This is a genomic window from Streptomyces sp. NPDC085866, from assembly GCF_044541035.1.
Classification (GTDB): Bacteria; Actinomycetota; Actinomycetes; order Streptomycetales; family Streptomycetaceae; genus Streptomyces.
Map to the genome: position 1 here is coordinate 65,187 of NZ_JBITSQ010000029.1, position 20,362 is coordinate 85,548.

Annotated in this window: 19 protein-coding genes and 2 pseudogenes; 14 read left to right on the top strand and 7 right to left on the bottom strand. The window is 69.6% G+C overall.

The window, feature by feature from the left end:
* The first annotated feature begins 49 nt into the window (after positions 1 to 49).
* The 3 genes from ACIF83_RS43830 to ACIF83_RS43840 all read left to right on the top strand — a co-directional run bounded on the left by ACIF83_RS43830 (position 50) and on the right by ACIF83_RS43840 (position 3,653).
* A complete protein-coding gene (locus ACIF83_RS43830; protein WP_393484588.1) occupies positions 50 to 1,063 on the top strand; it encodes a DMT family transporter in 1,014 nt (337 codons plus the stop codon).
* 232 nt (positions 1,064 to 1,295) lie between these two features.
* Positions 1,296 to 1,781, top strand: a complete 486-nt coding sequence (locus tag ACIF83_RS43835) for a hypothetical protein (protein WP_399736004.1) — start codon at positions 1,296 to 1,298, stop codon at positions 1,779 to 1,781.
* Positions 1,782 to 2,066: 285 nt separating this feature from the next.
* A complete protein-coding gene (locus tag ACIF83_RS43840) occupies positions 2,067 to 3,653 on the top strand; it encodes a S8 family serine peptidase (protein ID WP_398141405.1) in 1,587 nt (528 codons plus the stop codon).
* Positions 3,654 to 3,759: 106 nt separating this feature from the next.
* Here the strand turns inward: ACIF83_RS43840 and ACIF83_RS43845 are convergent, their stop codons facing one another.
* Both ACIF83_RS43845 and ACIF83_RS43850 read right to left on the bottom strand, forming a co-directional pair.
* Entirely contained in the window at positions 3,760 to 4,530 is a 771-nt protein-coding gene (locus ACIF83_RS43845; protein WP_399736008.1) for a trypsin-like peptidase domain-containing protein, read from the bottom strand.
* A 127-nt stretch (positions 4,531 to 4,657) separates the two neighbouring features.
* Positions 4,658 to 5,104: an ATP-binding protein gene (locus ACIF83_RS43850; RefSeq protein WP_399736011.1), complete on the bottom strand. Its 447-nt coding sequence runs from the start codon at positions 5,102 to 5,104 to the stop codon at positions 4,658 to 4,660.
* A gap of 152 nt (positions 5,105 to 5,256) precedes the next feature.
* Here ACIF83_RS43850 and ACIF83_RS43855 point away from each other — a divergent pair, with 152 nt between their 5' ends.
* Both ACIF83_RS43855 and ACIF83_RS43860 read left to right on the top strand, forming a co-directional pair.
* The gene (locus ACIF83_RS43855; RefSeq protein ID WP_393484583.1) at positions 5,257 to 6,102 is read left to right on the top strand and encodes a helix-turn-helix domain-containing protein; all 846 of its coding nucleotides are present in this window, start codon (positions 5,257 to 5,259) and stop codon (positions 6,100 to 6,102) included.
* Between the two features lie 11 nt (positions 6,103 to 6,113).
* Positions 6,114 to 6,221: pseudogene (locus ACIF83_RS43860) on the top strand (DUF397 domain-containing protein); the annotation flags it as partial.
* Between the two features lie 262 nt (positions 6,222 to 6,483).
* Here the strand turns inward: ACIF83_RS43860 and ACIF83_RS43865 are convergent.
* The 4 genes and pseudogenes from ACIF83_RS43865 to ACIF83_RS43880 form a co-directional block, all read right to left on the bottom strand.
* A pseudogene (locus ACIF83_RS43865) lies at positions 6,484 to 6,580 on the bottom strand.
* Between the two features lie 110 nt (positions 6,581 to 6,690).
* Positions 6,691 to 7,875, bottom strand: a complete 1,185-nt coding sequence (locus ACIF83_RS43870; RefSeq protein WP_393484582.1) for an SPFH domain-containing protein — start codon at positions 7,873 to 7,875, stop codon at positions 6,691 to 6,693.
* 10 nt (positions 7,876 to 7,885) lie between these two features.
* Positions 7,886 to 8,137, bottom strand: a complete 252-nt coding sequence (locus ACIF83_RS43875) for a hypothetical protein (protein ID WP_393484581.1) — start codon at positions 8,135 to 8,137, stop codon at positions 7,886 to 7,888.
* Between the two features lie 152 nt (positions 8,138 to 8,289).
* The gene (locus ACIF83_RS43880) at positions 8,290 to 9,240 is read right to left on the bottom strand and encodes an oxidoreductase (RefSeq protein WP_398141407.1); all 951 of its coding nucleotides are present in this window, start codon (positions 9,238 to 9,240) and stop codon (positions 8,290 to 8,292) included.
* Positions 9,241 to 9,329: 89 nt separating this feature from the next.
* On the opposite strand from ACIF83_RS43880, the gene ACIF83_RS43885 reads away from it, so the two are divergent.
* From ACIF83_RS43885 to ACIF83_RS43920, 8 genes are all read left to right on the top strand, one after another.
* Entirely contained in the window at positions 9,330 to 9,953 is a 624-nt protein-coding gene (locus ACIF83_RS43885; protein WP_393484579.1) for a TetR/AcrR family transcriptional regulator, read from the top strand.
* Positions 9,954 to 10,261: 308 nt separating this feature from the next.
* A complete protein-coding gene (locus ACIF83_RS43890) occupies positions 10,262 to 11,566 on the top strand; it encodes a peptidase S8 (RefSeq protein ID WP_399736017.1) in 1,305 nt (434 codons plus the stop codon).
* A 357-nt stretch (positions 11,567 to 11,923) separates the two neighbouring features.
* A complete protein-coding gene (locus tag ACIF83_RS43895; RefSeq protein WP_014673544.1) occupies positions 11,924 to 12,232 on the top strand; it encodes a hypothetical protein in 309 nt (102 codons plus the stop codon).
* Between the two features lie 169 nt (positions 12,233 to 12,401).
* Complete coding sequence (locus ACIF83_RS43900) at positions 12,402 to 13,220, top strand: hypothetical protein (protein WP_399736020.1); 819 nt, start codon at positions 12,402 to 12,404, stop codon at positions 13,218 to 13,220.
* Positions 13,210 to 14,535, top strand: coding sequence for a hypothetical protein (locus tag ACIF83_RS43905; protein WP_399736022.1), 1,326 nt, complete (start codon positions 13,210 to 13,212; stop codon positions 14,533 to 14,535). The genes ACIF83_RS43900 and ACIF83_RS43905 overlap by 11 nt, the downstream gene beginning before the upstream one ends.
* Complete coding sequence (locus ACIF83_RS43910) at positions 14,532 to 16,091, top strand: SCO6880 family protein (protein WP_393484575.1); 1,560 nt, start codon at positions 14,532 to 14,534, stop codon at positions 16,089 to 16,091. The genes ACIF83_RS43905 and ACIF83_RS43910 overlap by 4 nt, the downstream gene beginning before the upstream one ends.
* A gap of 14 nt (positions 16,092 to 16,105) precedes the next feature.
* On the top strand, positions 16,106 to 17,518 hold the full coding sequence (locus ACIF83_RS43915) for an ATP-binding protein (protein ID WP_393484574.1): 1,413 nt from the start codon (positions 16,106 to 16,108) through the stop codon (positions 17,516 to 17,518).
* A 9-nt stretch (positions 17,519 to 17,527) separates the two neighbouring features.
* The gene (locus tag ACIF83_RS43920) at positions 17,528 to 19,036 is read left to right on the top strand and encodes a type IV secretory system conjugative DNA transfer family protein (RefSeq protein WP_399736026.1); all 1,509 of its coding nucleotides are present in this window, start codon (positions 17,528 to 17,530) and stop codon (positions 19,034 to 19,036) included.
* Positions 19,037 to 19,063: 27 nt separating this feature from the next.
* On the opposite strand, the gene ACIF83_RS43925 is transcribed toward ACIF83_RS43920, so the two are convergent.
* On the bottom strand, positions 19,064 to 19,624 hold the full coding sequence (locus ACIF83_RS43925; RefSeq protein ID WP_393484572.1) for a GNAT family N-acetyltransferase: 561 nt from the start codon (positions 19,622 to 19,624) through the stop codon (positions 19,064 to 19,066).
* A gap of 83 nt (positions 19,625 to 19,707) precedes the next feature.
* On the opposite strand from ACIF83_RS43925, the gene ACIF83_RS43930 reads away from it, so the two are divergent.
* Positions 19,708 to 20,256 (top strand): cysteine hydrolase family protein, encoded by a 549-nt coding sequence (locus ACIF83_RS43930; protein ID WP_393484571.1) that lies wholly within the window; start codon positions 19,708 to 19,710, stop codon positions 20,254 to 20,256.
* Positions 20,257 to 20,362 lie beyond the last annotated feature (106 nt).

A 20,362-nucleotide genomic window follows, 5' to 3' on the forward strand; every position in this document is an offset into this window, starting at 1 on the left:
CGACCCGACCACCAGTGTCCTTGCCGCCCCCCATTCGACAGGAAGAGTCATGAACGATCAGAAGAACTACGGCCGAGGTGTGTTGCTGTGCCTCCTGGCCACCGTGTCCTGGGGAGCGATGTTCCCCCTCATGGACGTGACCCTGAAGCACATCGACCCGTTCACCTTCACCTGCCTGCGGTACGCGATCGCCGGCGCGATGTTCCTGGTGTTCCTCAGGCTGCGCGAGGGTGCGGCCGGATTCAGGCTGAAGGGCGAACGGATCGGCCTGGCCTGGCTGTTCGGCACGGCCGGCTTCGCCGGCTTCCAGTTCCTGGTGTTCTTCGGTCAGGACCTCATCGGTGAGCGGGGCGCCCTGAACGCCTCGATCATGATGGCGACCATGCCCATGATGGGCTTCCTGGTGAACTGGGTGCTGCGCAAGGTCGTTCCGCCGAAGGGCGCGCTGGCCTTCATCGCGATGTCCTTCGTCGGCGTCATCCTGGTGGTCTCGGACGGCAGCCTCAGCTCCCTCCTCGCCCACCCGTCCGACTTCGGCCCCGACGCGCTGCTGCTGTTCGCCGCGCTGTGCTGGGTGATCTACACCTCCGGTGCGACCTACTTCCCGACCTGGTCGCCGATCAAGTACACCGCGATCACCACGGTCCTCGGCCTGGCCAGCGCCTCCGTCATCACGGCGGTCATCCTGGCCACGGGCGGCGTCCCGGTCCCGACCGCCCACGCGGTCACCTCGATCCTGCCCGAGCTGGCCTACATGAGCATCATCGCCGGCTTCGTGGGCGTGCTCGGCTGGAACTTCGGCAACAAGTACCTCGGCCCGCTCAACGGCGTCCTCTTCATGGACGTCGTCCCGATCACGGCGTTCATCATCTCCGCGCTGACCGGTGTGATCCCGGCGGGCATGCAGGTGGCCGGCGCCTCCCTGACGGCGCTGGCGCTGGTCCTCAACAACCTGTACCTGCGCAAGGTCGCCAAGCGGACGGCGGCGGAGGCCGCGGCGAAGAAGCCGGCGGTGACGCCCGCTGCTTCCGAGAAGCCCGCACCGGTGACGGCGGCGCGCTGACCGGGCTCGTCGTGCGACGGACGCGGCTGGCGTGGGGGTACGACTCCCACGGCAGCCGCGCTGCCGTGTCCGCCGTGCTCATGCCCGCCGAGCACGGCGGTGCCCCCCGGGGGGCACCCTTCCGATTGCGGTCCGCGTGACGGCAACTTAGCGTCAGGGCGTCGGAATCTTCCGACATGCCACATAGGAAACCTATGTCGGAATCCCCCCAGGCACATCGAATGGAGCATTCATGTCGGTGATGACCGCTGCCCAGCCCCAGCAGCAGTTCGGCCAGCAGATCGGCACTGCCCAGCAGCCGATCGCGCAGATCGTCCAGCAGACCATCCAGCAGGCCTGCCAGCAGGCGAGCGTGCAGATCGCACAGCGCATGCAGCAGACGCTGCAGCAGCTCCAGCAGGTCCAGCAGCAGCTCCAGCAGCAGGGCCTGGCCCACCAGGCGCACCCCTACCTGTCCGTCGCACTGCACCACACGCTGCGCGAGGGCATCCGCAGCGCGGTGGAGCAGTCCGTGCAGCAGGCGCTGCCGACCGCGATCGTGGCGCTGCTCCAGCAGAGCCAGCAGGGTCAGCAGAGCCAGCACGGTCAGCAGAGCCAGCAGGGTCAGCAGCCGTGGGGCGCGGGCTTCGGCCAGCAGCCGTACGGCCAGCAGTTCCCGCAGTACCAGCAGTCCGGCTTCGGCTACGGCCAGATGGGTCAGCCCTTCGGCATCGGCTGACACACGGCGGCGCGCGATGCGGTGTGCCCAGGAGCGATTCCCGGGCACACCGCATCCCCGTGGAAGCGCGAGCCGCCCGTCACCGGATCAGGAGCACATGGACGACGTAGGCGTGGTGAAGGTGGAGTGATGGTCAAGGAAAGGCCGGCAAACAACCGCGAGAGCGGGTCCGAGGGTGCGGGAGTCGGGAGGCCGGGCCCTGAGGGCCCCAAGAGCAGGGAAACCGAACCGCGCGGGAAGGGCGCGCCCGCACCCGTCGCGGTGCAGCCGCGCCGGGCGCGGTACATGGTGACGCCGCTGCCGCAGAGCATGCTCCCGCCCGGGGTGGACGAACTCGGTATGGACGCGGTGTGCGACCGGCTCGACCGGTTGCCCGAGGTCACGGTGGTCCGCAGGCTCCGGCCGTCGGAGAAGCTGCAGGGCGCCGGCCTCTACCCCTCCTGTCCGGAGATCGCAGTCGTCGAGGCTGCGGAGGCCCAGGTTCCGGCGATGCGGTCGCTGCACGTGCACATCGAGCCGGATCTGCCGCTGTCCGCGGCCGTACCCGCCGCGCCGACCGCGGGGATGCCGCCGCTGCTCGATCCGGGACTGGTCGCGCCGCTGGAGCAGCCCCTGGAGATCTCCTTGCGCGTCTGCGGCCCGGACGACGAACCGTTGGCCGGTGCGGGAGTGTTCCTGATCGGCGCGGCCTGGCCGAGCCAGGGCATCACCGGGGCCGACGGAACGGTCAACCTCACCCTGGCGACGGAGACCGCGGAGTCCGTCCAGGCCCTGTACGTCCGCCCCGCAGGCGGCTACGCGGACCGCTGGATCCACCGCCCCGACCTGTCGGCGAGCCAGGAGAATCTCGTCACCCTCACCCCGCTGGCCAAGATGTACCCGGAGCTGGAGAAGCGTCAGCAATACGGCTGGGGCCAGCAGGCGATGGGGCTGGACCGGTTGCCGCCCACGTTCCGCGCCTTCGGTGTCAGGATCGGCCTCATCGGCTCCGGCGTCAGCGCCGAGCACCCCGATCTGTCGCAACGGGTGCACTCGGGCGCCGACCTCGTGCACGGCACGGACAAGGGCTGGACCCACGACACGATGGGCACCGGAACCCACGCGGCGGGCGTCATCGCCGGAGCGGACACCGGTCGGGGCATCATCGGCATCGCCGTCGACGCCGAGATCGAGGTCTGCCAGGTCATGCCGGACGGGCACTTCAGCGACCTGATCGCCGCCCTGGACCACTGCATCGAGCGCGAGGTCGACATCGCTCACATCGCGGTCGCGACCCCGTACCCCTCGGCGCTGGTCTCCCGCAAACTCGCCGACGCCAGTGCGGCCGGCGTCGCCTGCGTCGCCCCGGCGGGCGACACCGGCGGACCGGTCGCCTTCCCGGGTTCACTGCCCACCGTGTTCACGGTCGGCGCACTCGGGGCCTACGGTTCGTTCGCGCAGGAGACCTCCCAGGCCACCCACTGCGGACCGCAGTTGACTCCGGAGGGACTGTTCGCCGCGCCGTTCAGCTGCTATGGCTCCGGCGTCGACGCGGCCGCCCCCGGAGTGGCGGTCCTGTCCTGCGCCGCACAGGGCGGATACACGGCCCTCGACGGCACCGGCGCGGCATCGGCGCATGTCGCCGGCCTCGCCGCCCTCGTCCTGGCCCACCACGAGGACTTCCACGGTCAGTTGCTGCCCCGCGGACCGGGCCGGGTACAGCACCTCTTCGACATCATCGGCGCCAGCTGCCGCCAACTGGCCGCTCCGGGAACCATGGAAGCGGCCCGCGTCGGCCACGGCCTGCCCGACGCCCTGGTCGCCCTCGGCCTGGCACCCGGGGTACAGCTCGCTCCGGCCCTGTCGCCCTACGCCCCGTCCATGGCCGGTTAGCCGACGCTCGATCGGCGGGAGAGGACGGTGGGGGGCGTCGCTGCGGTGCGTTGAGGCTGGGTGGCTTCCACCTGCCCTCAGCCCACCGCAGAAGAGCCGGCGCCGCTCACCGTCCGCCCGCCGCATCCCTGTACAGCTCGGCCGCCTCCGCGCCCAGCACCACGCTGTAGGAGATGTCGGCGGTGGCACCACCGTGCTCATGCCCGCCCAGCACACCGACGACCTGCTTGGCCCCGTTCACCCAGGGGCTGCCACTGGTCCCTCCGGTGAACTCGGGACAGTTGATCCGCTGCTGGGTACGGCTGTGCAGGGCCGGCTTGTTGGTGCAGGTGATGGGCACCTCGTGCTCGTCCGGATACCCGGTGACGGTGACGGCGGTGGCCCCGGTGGTGGTCCCGGTGACGAACCGGTTCCCGCCCACCGCGTCCTCGACCCGCTTCCCGCCCAGCTCGTCGACGTAGGCGAAGGCGATGTCACTGTCCTCGTTCTGCCCCTTGGCCCACCCGTCGGGCAGGAACCGCTTCCCCACCTTCCACACCCCGTAGGGCGCGTGCCCGTCCCGGTAGCCCGGCGCGAACACGAGATCCCCGGCATCACCGTCCACACAATGCGCGGCCGTGACGATGAGATCCCGCTGCCGGCTGTGCACGACCGAGGCGGTGCAGAAGTGCCCGCCGACCAGCTTGCCGACCCGGTCCGCGCCGAACAGCGCGCCGATCCGCGCGCTCTGCCGCGACGCGACCGTGGCGGCGGTGACCCCGAAGGGCCCCGGCCCGTCGGAGGCGGAGGCCACGGACGCCGACGTCAGGCCGAGCGTCACCACACCGCACAGCAAGGTGGGACGCGAAGTGAGCCAGATGCGTGAGATGCGCTTCATCAGGCGTCACTCTCTCCCATAAAGGTGAGAAACCCGTCCCGACTTCACTGAGATTTTCCTGTGAACCGTCCCTATGGCTGCCGGGTTTGTCCATCACGCTCCGCACACACCACGACGACGCTACTGCTCAGCCTTCGCCACGGCAGTCCGCCCACAGCAGCTTCCCGCCCTTGGACGCGCCCAGCTGCCGCAGCACCGAGGCTCCCCACGAGTCGGCGCAGGCTCGTACGAGGTGCAGCCCGCGTCCGGTTTCGGCGTCGTCCGGGGCTACGACGACGGAGGCGGCCTCCCCTTCGTCCTTGGTGAAGCCTGGCGGAACCCGGGGGTCGGTGTCCCACACGGCGATGCGCAGCCGGCCCGGTTCACTGCCGAGGAGGCGGAGGGCGTACGGGCCGGTCGTGTGGAGGTGTGCGTTGGTGAGGAGTTCTGCGGCCAGGAGTTCCGCGGTGGGGGTGAGCGCGGAGAGGTCGTGTGCGGCGAGGACGGTACGGAGGGTTGCCCGGGCGATCCCCGGTGCGCGTGGATCGTGCGGGAGTTGGAGGGTGTAGGTCCAGGGCGGGGATACGGTGGACATGGAAGTCTCCGGTCAGTGAAGGGGGTTGAAGGTCTGAGCGGGGCCCCAGTTGTAAGGTAGCGACATCCAGGTAATGCATTACACGGATCCGCGAAAACCTATTTCGATCCACCCATGTGAGTGACAGCAGGGGCAGCGAGGAGGGCAAGCCCGTGAGAGCGAACCCAACGGGTCGCCAACTCCGCTTGGGCACCGAGCTGCGCAAACTCCGTGAGCGCGCAGGCCTGACAGCCACCGAGGCCGGTCAACTGCTGGGCTCCAAGCAGACGCTGATCAGCAACATCGAAGCCGGCCGTGCCGGGGTCAGTCCCGAGCGGGTTCGCGCGCTGGCCTGCCACTACGACTGCCCGGACGCCGCTCTCGTCGAGGCGATCGCGGGCATGACCGGTGATCGGAAACGGGGCTGGTGGGAGGAGTACCGCGAGATCCTGCCCAGCGGCCTGCTCGATCTAGCCGAGGTCGAGCACCACGCCGGTCACCTCTGCACCGCGATCACCGTGCACATCCCCGGCCTGCTCCAGACCGTCGACCACGCCCGCGAGACGTTCCGCCAAGTCGTGCCGGACCTCTCCCCGCCCGACATCGAGCACCGGGTCTCGTTCCGCATCAAGCGCCAGGCCGTGCTCTACCAGGACCCGCCCACCCCGTACGTCGCGCTCATCCACGAGGCCGCCCTGCGTATGCAGTTCGGCGGACCTGCTGTCGCGCGAGCGCAGTTGCAGCATCTGCTGGAGATGAGCGAGCGGGACCACATCGCCATCAGAGTGCTGCCGTTCGCCGCCGGCGCCTTCCCGGGGTCAGGGCAGTCGATCTACTACTCGCGCGGTCCTGTCCCCCAGCTCGACACCGTTCATCTCGACCAGTCGCACGGCCCCGTCTTCCTCGACGCCGAGGCCCAGCTGAGCAAGTACCGGGTCCTGCTGGAGCGGATGGAGGACAAGACCCTCTCCCCCGAGGAGTCGCGCGACCTCATCCACTCCATCGCCCTGGACCTGTGAAGGAACCCGAGATGCCCGATCTGAGCTGGCAGAAGTCCTCGTACTGCGGCGAGGGTGACAGCTGCATCCACATATCCGCCAGCCCCGAAGCGGTCCACATAACCGAGTCCGCCGACCCCACCGGGGCAATACTCACCACCACCCCCGCGGACTTCGGCGCCCTCCTGGCCGTACTCAAGGGAGAACCGGACGGCACCGCACCCATCGAGATCACCTTCGGCGCGGACAACGCCGAAGAAACCCCCGTCCGCCTCCACGAGACCGGCGCCCCGAACACCGTGGTCACGACCACCCGCCACCAGTGGGACACCTTCGTTCTCGGTGTCCGGGCAGGCGAGTTCGATCATTTCGTAGGCACAACGAGGAGCACCGTCAGCTCAGCGGAGAGGGCAGGATTCGAACCTGCGTGGGCCCCCTGAGGGGCCCGACCTCGAGGCGTGCTCGCCGGTCCCCGATCAACCACTCCGGGCACCTCTCCCCGTGACCGGCCTCCGGTTTCCCGTGCCGTTCACAAGTACAAGAGTGCCCGGAGGCGCTGACAGCCCGCTGACGGAGCGCTGACCGCCACCGGGCGTCCCGAGAGGGCGCCTAGTCGACGTCCACCGGACCGTCGTCCGACTTCTTCTCCTTGCCCATGGGCAGCTGGATCAGGCCGCCGACCTTGTTCTCCTCGGGGCGGCGGCCCTCGGAGTCCTGCCCGCTCAGGTTCTGCCGGACCGAGTCGAGGATGGTCAGGCCCTGGGACACCAGGCCCGCGGCGATCTCACCGAGGCCGTCCGCGCCGTTGAGGACGTTGACGTTGGCGCCGGCGAGGCCGCCGGCGGCCTCCTTCACGATCTGCGGGAGCTGGTCGATCAGCATCCGGTCGAGCGCGACCCGGTCGTACGAGGCCGCCGCCTCCGCCTGGATCTTCATCCGCTGCGCCTCGGCGGCGGCGAGGATCCTGACCCGCTCGGCCTCGGCCTCGGCGGGCTTCACGACCTCGGCCACCAGCTGCTGCTGGCGCAGCTTGGCCTGGCGCTGGGCCAGCTCCGTCTGGGCGGCGAGCACCTCCTGCTGGGCGTGCGCCTGCGCCAGCGGTCCGGCCTGCGCGGCCTGCGCCTGCGCACGGTCCACCTCGGCCGAGTACTCCGCCTTGACGATGGCGGTCTGCCGGGCGTACTCGGCCTGGTTGCGGGCCGCCACCTGCTCCGCCTCGACCGAGGCCTGGGTGGCCTGCGCCTGGGCGATCTGCGCCTGCCGCTGGATGGCCGCCTTGTGCGGCGCGGACATCGCGTCGATGTAGCCGGTGTCACCGTCGTCGATCGACTGGATCTGCAGCGAGTCGACGATCAGGCCGATCTTCGCCATCTCCGTCTTCGAGGTGTCCAGCACCTCCGCGGCGAGCTTCTGCCGCTCGGTGACGATCTCCTCGACCGTCATCGAGCCGATGATGGCCCGCAGGTGACCGGCGAAGATCCGGCCGGTCAGCACCGACATCTGCTCCTGGTCGGAGAGGAACCGCTGGCCCGCGTTGATGATGCTCTCGTGGTCGTTGCCGACCTTGAAGGCGATGACCGCGCGGACGTGCAACGCGATGCCCTGGCGGGTCACACAGGTCTCGGTGACCTCGGACTCGCACATGGACAGCGTGAGGAACCGGACCTTCCGGAAGACCGGCAGCACGAACTTCCCGTGCCCCGTGACCACTCGGAACGGCGCGCCCCCCAGTCCCCGCCTGCCGCCCGAGATCAACATCGCCTCGTCGGGTGCGGGAACGCGGTATCCGAACATCCTGAACTCCTCAGCCGGCGCCGGCGGTGTCGCCGCCGAGCGCATCCAACGGATCCACCCACTCGATGACACCGACCTCGCGGCATCCACGGGATTCGATCACGAGTACCGTCGCGCCCGTCGGCAGGGGTTGCTCCGACCACGCGAGGAAGGTCTCGGAGCCTCCTCTGACCCGCACCAGGACCTCACCGGGGCCCGCGGATCCACGCGTTCCGATGAGTATTTTCCCCGTGCAGCCGATCACGGCCTCGTCCTGCGGCATCACCGGCCGTCCTCCTCGTCCTGCCTCCAGGATTCCGACGATAGACCCAGTCGGGGCGGGGGCCCAGCGGACAGTGGGCCTCGGTTCCGCAGGACTCCGTGGGACTCGGTTCCGCCGCCGCGGCGGACGGTCCCCGGCGTGCTCTCTCCGCCCTATCGCACCCCCTCCGCCCCGGCCGGCCCCGGCGCCGCAGCGAGCCCCCACTCGACCCCGGTCATCTCCTCGGACAGCACCCACAGCCTCCGCGCCCCTTCGGGATCGCTCGCCGCCGCACTGCGGCCCACCAGCGTCGGCGCGCCCCGCATCTCGCCCAGACCGTCCGGGCCGACGTACGCCGCGCCCGGCAGATCCTGGACGGCCGCGTAGAGCGTCGGCAGGGCGCCGGACTTGTCGTCCTGGGCCAGGACCTTGTTGCCGACGGCCATGAACGCCCGCATGAAGGGGTTCGCCGTGTGGCTCTGCAGGTTGGTCGCCGCGTAGCCGGGGTGGGCCGCCAGGGCCCGCACGGAGGAGCCCGCCTCGGTCAGGCGGCGCTGGAGTTCCAGGGTGAAGAGGAGGTTGGCCAGCTTGGACTGGGCGTAGGCGCGGGTCGGGGAGTAGCGCCCCTTCAGGTTCACGTCCTCGAAGTGGATCACCCCGTCGCCGCCGCGGTGGAGGCCCGAGGACACCGTCACCACGCGGTCCGTGACGTATGGCAGCAGCAGGTTGGTGAGGGCGAAGTGGCCGAGGTGGTTCGTGCCGAACTGCATCTCGAAGCCGTCCTTGGTGCGCTGCTCCGGCAGCATCATCACGCCCGCGTTGTTGATCAGCAGGTCGATCGGCCCCTGCCACCGCGCGGCGAACTCGCGTACCGAGGCCAGGTCCGCCAGGTCCAGGCGGCGCACCTCGACGCTGCCGCTCACGTTCGCCGCCGCGGCGCCGCCGCGCGCGGGGTCCCGTACGGCGAACACCACATGCGCCCCGGCCCGGGCCAGCGCCTCGGCGGTCGCGAGGCCGAGGCCACTGTTGGCGCCGGTGATCACGGCCGTACGGCCGGACAGGTCGGGGAGGTGGGTCGCGTTCCACTTGCGCGCAGGGCGCGTCGTCTCGCTCGCATCAGCCATGGCCTCAATGTAGGCATCGCCAACAATGCTGTCAATGACAACAATGATGGCAATGACAACTATATAGACGCCGTCTACATCGGGATACGATGGCCCCCATGTCGCGCATGTCCCCGTCCTCCACGAACCGCCCCTACCACCACGGAGATCTGCGCGCCGCCCTGCTCAAGAGCGCCGAGCGCACCCTGCGGGAGAAGGGGGTCGGCGCGCTGTCGCTGCGCGAGCTGGCCCGTGACATCGGGGTCAGCCACGCCGCCCCGGGCCGGCACTTCAAGGACAAGCAGGCCCTGCTCGACGCCCTCGCGCTGGACGGGTACGAGCGCCTCAACCAGGCCCTGGGCGCCGCCGCCGAGCAGCCCGGCCTCACCTTCGAGCAGCGGATGACGGCGCTCGCCCGCGCCTACCTCGGCTTCGCCGTCGAGAACCCGGAACTCCTGGAGCTGATGTTCGCGCGCAAGCACGACCCCGACAGCTCCGCACAGCTCGCGTCGGCCGTCGACCAGTCCCTCGGCTCCTTCGCCCGGATGATGGCGGACGCCCAGGAGCGGGGCGAGATCATCCAGGGCGATCCCGAGCGCCTCACGATGGTCGCCGCCGCGAGCCTGCACGGACTCGCCGCTCTCATCGCGAGCTGCGCCCTGGAGGCGGAGGAGGCCCTGGCCGGCCTGGACGAACACGTCCATCTGCTGCTGCACGGCCTCAGGCCCAGGTGAGCAACCGCCCCGTCGGGTCACGGGGAGCCGCCATCCGAGGGGGACGTGGGGTCCCTTCGGCGGCAAGGAAAAGGAAGACGGGTCACGGCATCCGGCCGGGGCCCGCTTTCCCTGCCTGAGCAACTGCATTGAAACGCCTGTGAGTTGAGTCAAGCACACGGCATCCTTCGGTAACCCGGAGGCCAGGATTCCGACGATTGCTTGTTGTCGCGTACTCAACAAGTCATCGTCTTCGTCGTACCGCCGCACGCACCCGCACTGCACCGCCCTGTTCCCACCCCCCACCCGGAACATCAGGAGGTTGCACCATGCGTACGTCTCCCCACGCCAGACCGGACGCACCCGGCCGCCGGCGCCGTATCGGCTCCGCCGCCGCGGCCACCGCGGCGCTGCTCCTCGCCGGATTCGGCACCGCCACCCACGCGGACGCGGCGGCACCCTCGTCCTCCAAGGTCACCTGGACGAGTGCCTGTTCCACCCCCGCCGAAGGCCGGATGGCCTGCAAGGCACTGCGCGTGACGGGCGGTGTCACCGCCTTCCAGAAGGCGAAGGCCAAGGCCGACGGCGTCACCCCGAAGGCCGCCGACGCCTCGACCCCGTCCGGCTACGGCCCCTCCGACCTCCAGTCGGCCTACGGCCTCACCTCCGCCGCCGCCTCCAACGGCTCCGGCAGGACCATCGCCATCGTCGACGCCTACGACGACCCCAACGCCGAGGCCGACCTGGCGAAGTACCGCTCGTACTACGGCCTGAGCGCCTGCACCACGGCCAACGGCTGCTTCAAGAAGGTCAGTCAGACGGGCTCCACCACCTCGCTCCCCTCCGCCAACACCGGCTGGGCCGAGGAGATCTCCCTCGACCTCGACATGGCCTCCGCCATCTGCCCGAACTGCAACATCCTGCTCGTCGAGGCCAAGTCCGCGACGATGGCCAACCTCGGCACGGCCGTCAACGAGGCCGTCGCCCTGGGCGCGAAGTACGTCTCCAACAGCTACGGCGGCTCGGAGTCCTCCTCCGACACCACGTACGACTCCTCGTACTTCAACCACCCGGGCGTCGCCATCACCGTCAGCGCGGGCGACAGCGGCTACGGCGCCGAGTACCCGGCCGCCTCCAAGTACGTGACGGCGGTGGGCGGCACGGCCCTCTCCAAGGCGGCCTCCACCACCCGCGGCTGGACCGAGAGCGTCTGGAAGACCTCCAGCACCGAGGGCACCGGCTCCGGCTGCTCCTCCTACGACGCCAAGCCCACCTGGCAGACCGACACCGGCTGCACCAAGCGCACCATCTCGGACGTGGCGGCCGTCGCCGACCCCGCCACCGGCGTCTCGGTCTACGACTCCTACGGCGTCACCGCAGGCTGGTACACCTTCGGCGGCACCAGCGCCAGCTCACCCATCATCGCCGGCGTCTACGCCCTCGCCGGCACCCCGAGCAGCAGCTCCTACCCGGCCAAGTTCCCGTACACCGCGGCCGGCACCTCCGCCCTCAACGACGTCACCAGCGGCAACAACGGCACCTGCTCCACCACCTACCTGTGCACCGCCCAGTCCGGCTACGACGGCCCGACCGGCTGGGGCACTCCTCAGGGTGTCTCGGCCTTCGCGGGCTGAGCAGCTCAACCGCCCGTCTCAGGGGCCTCGGCGACGCCGGTCGCCGGGGCCCTTCCCCGTTCTCCGCAGGCCGCCCGTGAGAACATCGTCTCGACACCTCACCCGACCAGCCGTCAGAAACCCTGCCGGGTCGTAAAGAGGGTCAACGACGGAACCACACGACAGGTTCCGCTCAGGCCTCGTTGCCCGGCGTGACCTGCCGTGATACACAGAGTGACCGTACGAGGTATTCGTACGAAACCCGCCAGTCAATGACGTCAAGTCGACATACGACAGCGACGTTGTCAGCGAGAATGATGCCTGACCTCTGCATACCGCAGGGTCCAGCGGAACTACCCACCAGGGGCGGTGACTTACATGCTCTTTGCGGCCGACAAGGGAGACATCAACACCATCATCGGCGGGATCGCTCCGGACTGGGGCCCCTTCGGCAGCCTGGGCAACGAGGCCAAGGTGATGATCGAGGTGGTGATGGCCGTGGCCATCCTGCTCTGCCTCGGCATCGCGGTCTGGGGTGCGGCCAAACAGCGGATCGGTGCGACGGCGCTGCGCGACACCTTCAGCGCGGAGCAGGGCAAGGGCCTGATCATCGCCGGCCTCACCGGAGTCTTCATCATCGGCTCGCTCGGCACACTGTTCACCATCGTGTACGGCATGGCGGTCTGACGCCCCTTCTGCTCCCGGGCGCGCCCGGTCGTCCCCCTCCACCCCACCCACCCGTCGTGCCCACCGGCAGAGGTTGCGTTTCCCTGATGTCGAGTCACCACACCGCGCCCGCGCGGGAACCAGCACGGCTACCGTCGTATGTCTACAAGGTGGAGGGGGCGTACGCGGCATGAGTCCCACAGACGAGCAGGATTACACCGAAACCGGCCAGACCCGAACCCGCCTGCCCGGCGGCGACCCCTACGGCGGCGCACCCCGCAGAACCGGCCGCTCCTCCTCCCGGAGCCTGGTCACGGTGGTCGGCGTGGTCGTCCTCCTCATCGCGGCGATCGCCTTCGCGAACCGCGGTGACGGCTCGTCCACCGACAACTCCTCCGGCAAGAGCGACCAGCCCCGAACGTCCTCCACCGCAGCCAGCGGCACGCAGCCGGTGGAGACGAAGAGCGGTGGCATTCCGTCGGGGTTCGCGCACAGCGGGCAGGGGGCGGAGAGTGCGGCGGCCAACTATGCGGTGGTGCTGGTTTCGTCGGACATTCTCAAGCCTTCGCGGCGGAGCGAGATCGTCAGGCAGGTGTTCGCTACCGATCAGCAGGCTTCCCTGACTGAAAAGTTCAACAAGGCGTACAGCAAGCAGTTCCTGAGCAGCATCGGCCTGGACGCGAACGGCAACGCACCCGCCGGACGCACCTATGTCTCACGCACGGCGCCCCTCGGCACCAAGCTCACGAACTACTCGGACTCCACCGCCACGATCGAGGTCTGGTGCACCGGTGTGTTCGGCACCGCCGGTGACGACTCGACCAATCCAGTCACCAGCGACTGGTTCACCATGACCCTCCAGATGCGCTGGGAGAACGGTGACTGGAAGGTCGACAGCTTCTCCCAGAAGGATGGCCCTGCTCCCGTCCCCGGCGACAGCAAGGCATCCAGCGCCGACCAGATGGCCAAGGCCGTAGAGGAGTACGGAGGCTTCACTTATGCCCGGTAGCCCGCGCCGAGTACTCAAGATCGCCGCCGCCGTCACCGCCGTGCAGGGCGCTGTCCTCCTGCTGGCCACTCGAGCCGTCGCCGCCCCCACACCGTCACCGTCGTCCAACAACTGCGATCTCATCGTCGGCCCTGCCAAGCAGTTCTGCGAGAAGGACAGCGGCTCGAAGGGAGGCTCCTCCGGCCTCACCTCCGACAGCCCCCTCGGCTCCACCCTCGACCCCCTCGCCTCCCTCGCCAAGGGCTGTGCCGACGCTGCCTCCTGGACCATCGGGAAGCTCAGTGGTGCCGTGAAGGAGACGGCGAACGTCGACTTCACGAACACGAAGTTCCTGCAGCAGTACGCGGTGGTGTTCGCGGCGTCCACGATCCTCACGCTCCTGCTGTGGCTGCTGGCCGTGGCCAAGAGGGCCGTGCGAGGGGTGCCCCTGACCACCGCGATCGGCGAAGCCATCGGCTTCCTGTGGCTGACGGTGCTCGCCTCCGCGTTCACCCCGCTGATCCTCTACACGGTCGTGTCGGCGACGGACGGCGTGACGGACGTACTCGCGAAGGCCACCGGCGACCAGACGGACACCTTCTTCGGCACCTTCTCCGGCGCCCTCGGCAAGGGCAACGACATCGGCGGCGGCCCGATCATGCTGATCGTCGTCTCCCTGGTCAGCATCCTCGCCGCCGGCGTCCTCTGGCTGGAGCTGGTCATCCGCGCCGCCCTGCTCTACGTCGGCGCTCTCCTCGGCACCGTCGTCTACGCGGGCCTGGTCGACAAGAACCTGTGGGGGCACGTCAGGCGCTGGGCCGGGATCATGATCGCCGTCATCCTGGTCAAACCGGTGATCGTCATCGTGCTCGGCCTCGCCGGCGCCCTCTCCGGCGACAGCGGCCCCGACGCCTTCTCCGCCGTCGTCTCCGGCCTCGCCATCATCCTGCTCGCCATCTTCGCCAGCGCGATGATCTACCGCTTCGTCCCCGGCTTCGGCGACGAGATCGCGAACGGCCGCAACAACCGCATCATGCAGGGCGCCGAGGGTAAGGCCGCAGCCGTCATCAGCTCCCCGGCCACCCTCGTCGCCCAGGGCATCAAGACCCACAGCACCCGCGCCGACAACAACGGAGGAGGCGGAGGCGGCTCCAGCAGCGCCCGCCCCGCCAACCCCGCCTCCGGCGGTGTCGCCGCCCACAGCAGCCGTACCCCCCAGGGCGGCGGCGGAGCAGTCCCCTCCGCCGCGCCCGCGCCGCGCGCACCCAGCCCGGCGAACACCCCGCACGCCAGCAACACCCGCAACAGCAACCGCTCGGGAGGTGAAGGGCGTTGACGACCGAGTCCCACCTGTCCCATCCGGTCACGCCCCGCCGTACATATCTCATCGGCCGCGCCCGGCCGAACGCGATCGTCGGCCGGAACCGCGAGTCCGGCGAGATCGCGCTGATCATCGCCGGCGCGTTCCTCGGCATGATGTGCGGCCTCCTCGTCCCGGTCCTGTCCCTGCGGATCGTGCTCCTGACGGGCTTCCCGCTGCTCGCGCTCGCCGCGGTCTACGTGCCGTACAAGCGCCGCACGTTCTACAAGTGGTTCGAGATCAACCGCTCGTACAAGCGGACCGTCAAGCGCGGCGCCGCGTACCGCTCCGGTGCCGTCGAGGCCGGTACCCGGTTCGACGGGCGCGAGGTCGAGATCGGGCCGCCGCCGGGAATCGGGCGGATCAGCTGGCTCGCCGCGCCCTTCGGACCCGACGAGATCGCCGTACTCCTGCACGCCGACCGCAGGACGGTCACGGCCGCCATCGAGATCGAGGGCCCTGGCGTCGGCCTGCGCGACTCCGAGGACCAGGAAGCCCTCGTCGACCGCTTCGGCACGCTGCTCAAGCACGTGGCCAATGGCGACGGGTTCGTCACCCGCCTGCAGATGCTCGCCCGCACGCTCCCCGCCGACCCCGACGCCCACGCCAAGGACGTCGCGCTGCGCGGCGACGAGAAGGCACCCGACTGGCTGTCACGGTCCTACGACCAGCTCCAGTCCATGGTGTCCACCAGCAGCGAGCAGCACCGCGCCTACCTCGTCGCCTGCATGCACTACACCCGCGAACTGGCCTCCGAGGCCCAGGCCATGGCACGGGCCGCACGGCCCCAGGCCGGCCGCAAGCTGGATCGGGACGCGGGACTGGCCGTCGTCATGGCCCGTGAGCTGACCGACATCTGCTCGCGCCTGCAGGAAGCCGACATCCGCGTCCGCCAGCCCCTCGGGCAGGGCAGGCTCGCCTCCCTCATCCACTCCATGTACGACCCGGACCACCCCATCGACCACATCCAGGCGATGACCCGGCGCAACGCCTGGCCTGCCGAGCTGGACGCCATGGAGCCCACCTACCTCCAGGCCAAGACCCGCGAGTCCGCCACCCGTGCCCCCTGGTGCCACGCCACCGCCTGGGTGAAGGAGTGGCCGATGACCCCGGTCGGCGTCAACTTCCTCGCGCCCCTGCTCGTCCACACCCCGGACGTCATCCGCACGGTCGCCGTGACGATGGATCTCGAACCCACCGAGGTGGCCATCGAACGCATGCTGACCGAGAAGACCAACGACGAGGCCGAGGCATCCCGCGCCGCCAAGATGAACCGCACCGTCGACCCGCGCGACATCGCCGCCCACAACCGCCTCGACCAGCGCGGCGAGGACCTGGCGAGCGGCGCGGCGGGGGTGAACCTCGTCGGCTACATCACCGTGTCCTCCCGTTCCCCGGAGGCCCTCAACCGCGACAAGCGGACCATAAGGGCCTCCGCTGGAAAGTCGTACCTGAAGCTGGAGTGGTGCGACCGCGAGCACCACCGGGCCTTCGTGAACACACTTCCCTTCGCCACCGGCATTCGAAGGTAGGGGCTGATGCGCTGATGCGGGACCCGCTGTCCGTCCTCACCGACGCCTTCACGTCCTTCCTCTTCGGCAAGGTCGAGACGACCCGCCTGCCGGTCCGCACCTCCACGGGCCAGGCCCAGGCGGTCTACCTGCCGACCGCCGCGCCCGGCCTCGGCGACTCCGGCGTCATCATCGGCCGCGAGGTGTACTCCGGGAAGGGCTACATCTACGACCCCTTCCAGCTGTACGGCCAGCAGCTCCCGGCCCCCCACTGGCTGGTCCTCGGCGAGTCGGGCAACGGCAAGTCGGCGCTGGAGAAGACCTACGTCCTAAGGCAGTTGCGCTTCCGCGACCGCCAGGTCGTCGTCCTCGACGCCCAGGGCGAGGACGGGGTCGGCGAATGGAACCTCATCGCCGAGGAGCTGGGGATAACCCCCATCCGCCTGGACCCGACGGCCGCCCTGAACCACGGCATCCGTCTGAACCCCCTGGACCCCGCGATCACGACGACGGGCCAGCTGGCGCTGCTGCGCACCATCATCGAGGTCGCCATGGGCCACGGCCTGGACGAACGCTCCGGCTTCGCCCTCAAGGTCGCCCACTCCTACGTCAACGAGTCCATCCTCGACCGCCAGCCGGTCCTCACCGACATCGTGGAACAACTGCGGCACCCGGAGCCGGAGTCGGCGGAGGCAATGAACGTCGCCATAGACGACGTACGGGCGTGGGGCCTGGACGTGGCCCTGGTCCTGGACCGCCTGGTCGACGGTGACCTGCGCGGCATGTTCGACGGCCCGACGACCGTCGGCATCGACCTGGACGCCCCGCTGATCGTCTTCGACCTGTCCCACATCGACCGCAACTCCATCGCCATGCCGATCCTGATGGCGATCGTCGGTGTGTGGCTGGAGCACACCTGGATCCGCCCCGACCGCAAGAAGCGCATCTTCCTGGTCGAAGAGGCCTGGCACATCATCAACAGCCCCTTCGTGGCACAGCTGTTCCAGCGTCTGCTGAAGTTCGGCCGACGGCTGGGCCTGTCCTTCGTCGCAGTCGTCCACCACCTGTCCGACGTGGTGGACGGCGCGGCGGCGAAGGAGGCCGCGGCGATCCTGAAGATGGCGTCGACCAGGACCATCTACGCCCAGAAGGCGGACGAGGCGAGGGCCACGGGCCGGGTCCTGGGGCTCCCGCGCTGGGCCGTGGAGATCATCCCCACCCTCACCCCCGGCATCGCCGTCTGGGACGTCAACGGCAACGTCCAGGTGGTCAAACACCTGGTCACAGAGACGGAACGCCCACTGGTCTTCACCGACCGCGCCATGACCGAGTCCTCCCGCGACCTGGCGGCCGACGACGCCCTGCGCGCGGCCGAGCTGGAGGCCGAACAGCGGGCGGCGGCCTTCGTGGAGCAGCACCTGGGCGACTCCGAATCGACGGTGGCGTAGGGGGAGAGCGTGAGACCGGACGACCGCGACCGTCGCGACAGCCGTGACAGCCGTCATGAAGGCCAGGGAGGCATCCCCGACGGCCTGCTGATCGGCATACTCGGCTTCCTCCTCAGCATGACCATGCTGGTGTGGACGGCCACGGGTCTGGCGGGCCTCTTCGCCCAGGGCGCCTGGCCCAACGGCGTCACCTTCACCCGCACGCCCCTGGCCATGCGCCATCTCATCGGCCGGCCCCACGACATCACCGGCGCCTGGCCGGACACCCCCGCCGGCCAGCTCTCCGGCTGGGGCCTCTTCTGGGGCCTGTTCATCGGCCAGCTGATGGCCCTCTTCGTGCTGGCCCTGTTCGTGATGGGGACGGTGGCGCGGTGGCGGGCGGGGAAGGTACGGCGGGCGTTCGAGCGGGGCGCGGCGAAGGAGCGGGCCCAGTCGGCGGCGCCCTCTCCGGCACCGGAACAGCGCCACGAGGTCCCGGTACCCCGCACAGCGCCACAACCAGAACCGGAACCAGAACCAGAACCAGAACCCGAGCCGCTGGAGCGCGTCTCGGGCAACGGTGAACCGGTGGGTGGGTGGGAGACAAACCGCGCCGAAGGCGGGGTGCACTACGGCACACGGGAAAGCCGCCGCTCCACCGCGGCCCAGGCCATCCAGGACGCCCCCGGCCCCACCCTGGTCGTCACCTCGAACGCCGCCCTCTGGCAGGACACGAAGGACGCCCGAGCCAAACTGGGCCCCACCCTCCTCTACGACCCCGCCCACCTCTGCGACACCCCGGCACGGCTCCACTGGTCCCCCACCACCGGCTGCGAGGACAAACAGACGGCCGTACAGAGAGCCACCGCGCTCCTCAGCCCCGTCCAACCCACAGCCAAGATCGACCAAGCGGTCGCCGACACGGCGATAACGCTCCTCCGTAGCTACCTGCACGCCGCCGCCCTGGAGTCCCGCACCGTCCGCCATGTCCACCGCTGGTCCCAGGGCACCCAGATCCAGGACGCCGTACGAACCCTCCGCACCCACCCCAAGGCCGCCCCCGGCGCCGCGGGCGAACTCGAGGCCGCCCTCACCGCGCACCCGGAACGCCGTGACATGGCCCAGGAGTTGACCAGCCGGGCCCTCGCCGCCCTCTTCACGGTCAACATCCGCGAAGCCTGCACCCCAAACCGAACTGATGCGCTCGCCTTGGATTCCTTCGTGGACGAAGGGGGCACGCTTTATCTGGTAGGTGAATCCATCGAGGACCCCAGGACCAATCCTGGTGCGATGCCCCTCCTGACGGCCCTCCTCTCCAGCGTGGTCGAGCGCGGCCGGCGCATGGCCGAACGGTCATCCTCCGGTCGGCTCGACCCACCACTCACCCTGGTCCTGGACGACGTGGCGGCCGTGGCGCCGCTGCCCCAGCTGCCGGACCTGCTGGCCACCGGAGCCGACCGGGGCATGCCGACCCTGGCCCTGCTCCGCTCCCGCGAACAGGCCAGATCCCGCTGGCCCCACCAGGAACTGCCGGCCTGACCCGGCTCCGGAACCAGGGCTCAGGAACTACCGCTCCAGGACGAACTCCAGCTCGTTCTCGGCCTCGTCCTTCACGAACGACACGACCAGCCCGCTCGGCGCGAACCCCACCTTGCGGTACGCCCCCTGCGCCCGCGCGTTGTCCGCGTGGACGAACAGCCGCACCCGCTCGGCACCCCGCTCCCACGCCCAGGACGCACCGGTGTCGAACAGGGTCTTGATCAGCCCGTTCCCGCGGTGCTCCGGCCGCACGAACACACCGACCACGTGTCCCTGCCGACGCTCGACCGGGTACCCGGCCCAGTCCTTCGTCCCGGCCTCCTCCAGAAGCACGGTGACGGTGCCGGCCCAGCTCCCGTCCGGCGCCTCGGCGATGAACTGCCGTGCGGAGCTGGTCTCCTCAGCGGATCTGACGGCCCGCTCCTGGTAGAACGAGTCCGGCCTCTCCAGGGCGTCCTCGTAGGTCTCCAGGAAGGCGATGGGCGCGACCGGATCCTTCAGCGCGTCCAGACGCAACTGCTTCACGGCGGCCCACTCGTCGGGGCGTATCGCTCGGACGACGTAGTCATCGCTGGTAGGGCTATTCATGGAGCCAAGGTAGCCCGCACCCCGCACACGCCTCACCCGATATTTCGAGCCCGCCTGTCAGTGGCCGGTCCTACTGTTGCCCCATGACCACGCTTCCCGACCGGCCCAACACCGCAGTGCTCGTCATCGACGTCCAGAACGGCGTGGTGGCGAACTCCCACAACCGCGACGCCGTCATCGCGAACATCAACACCCTGATCGACAAGGCCCGCGCGGCGGACGTGCCGGTCGTGTGGGTGCAGCACTCCGACGAGGAACTGGCGTACGGCAGCGAGACCTGGCAGTACGTGCCGGAGCTGACACGCCGGGACGCCGAGCCCCTGGTCCACAAGAAGTACCCGGACTCCTTCGAGGACACCGACCTGGAGACCGTGCTGGCCGACCGGAAGGTGGGCCGGCTCCTCGTCACGGGCGCGCAGACGGACGTGTGCATCCGCTCGACCCTGCACGGCGCGATCGTCCGCGGGTACGACACGACGCTGATCGCCGACGCCCACACCACCGAGGACCTGTCCAAGTACGGCGCTCCCGCGCCGGAGCAGGTGATCGCCCACACCAATCTCTACTGGAGATGGCACAGTGCACCGGGCCGCCAGGGCGGGACCGTGGAGACGGCTGAGGTGACCTTCTAGCCAATAGACCTCGAACGCAGAAAACCCCCGCATCCGAAGATGCGGGGGTTTTCCCAAAATTTGTTCGGCGGCGTCCTACTCTCCCACAGGGTCCCCCCTGCAGTAC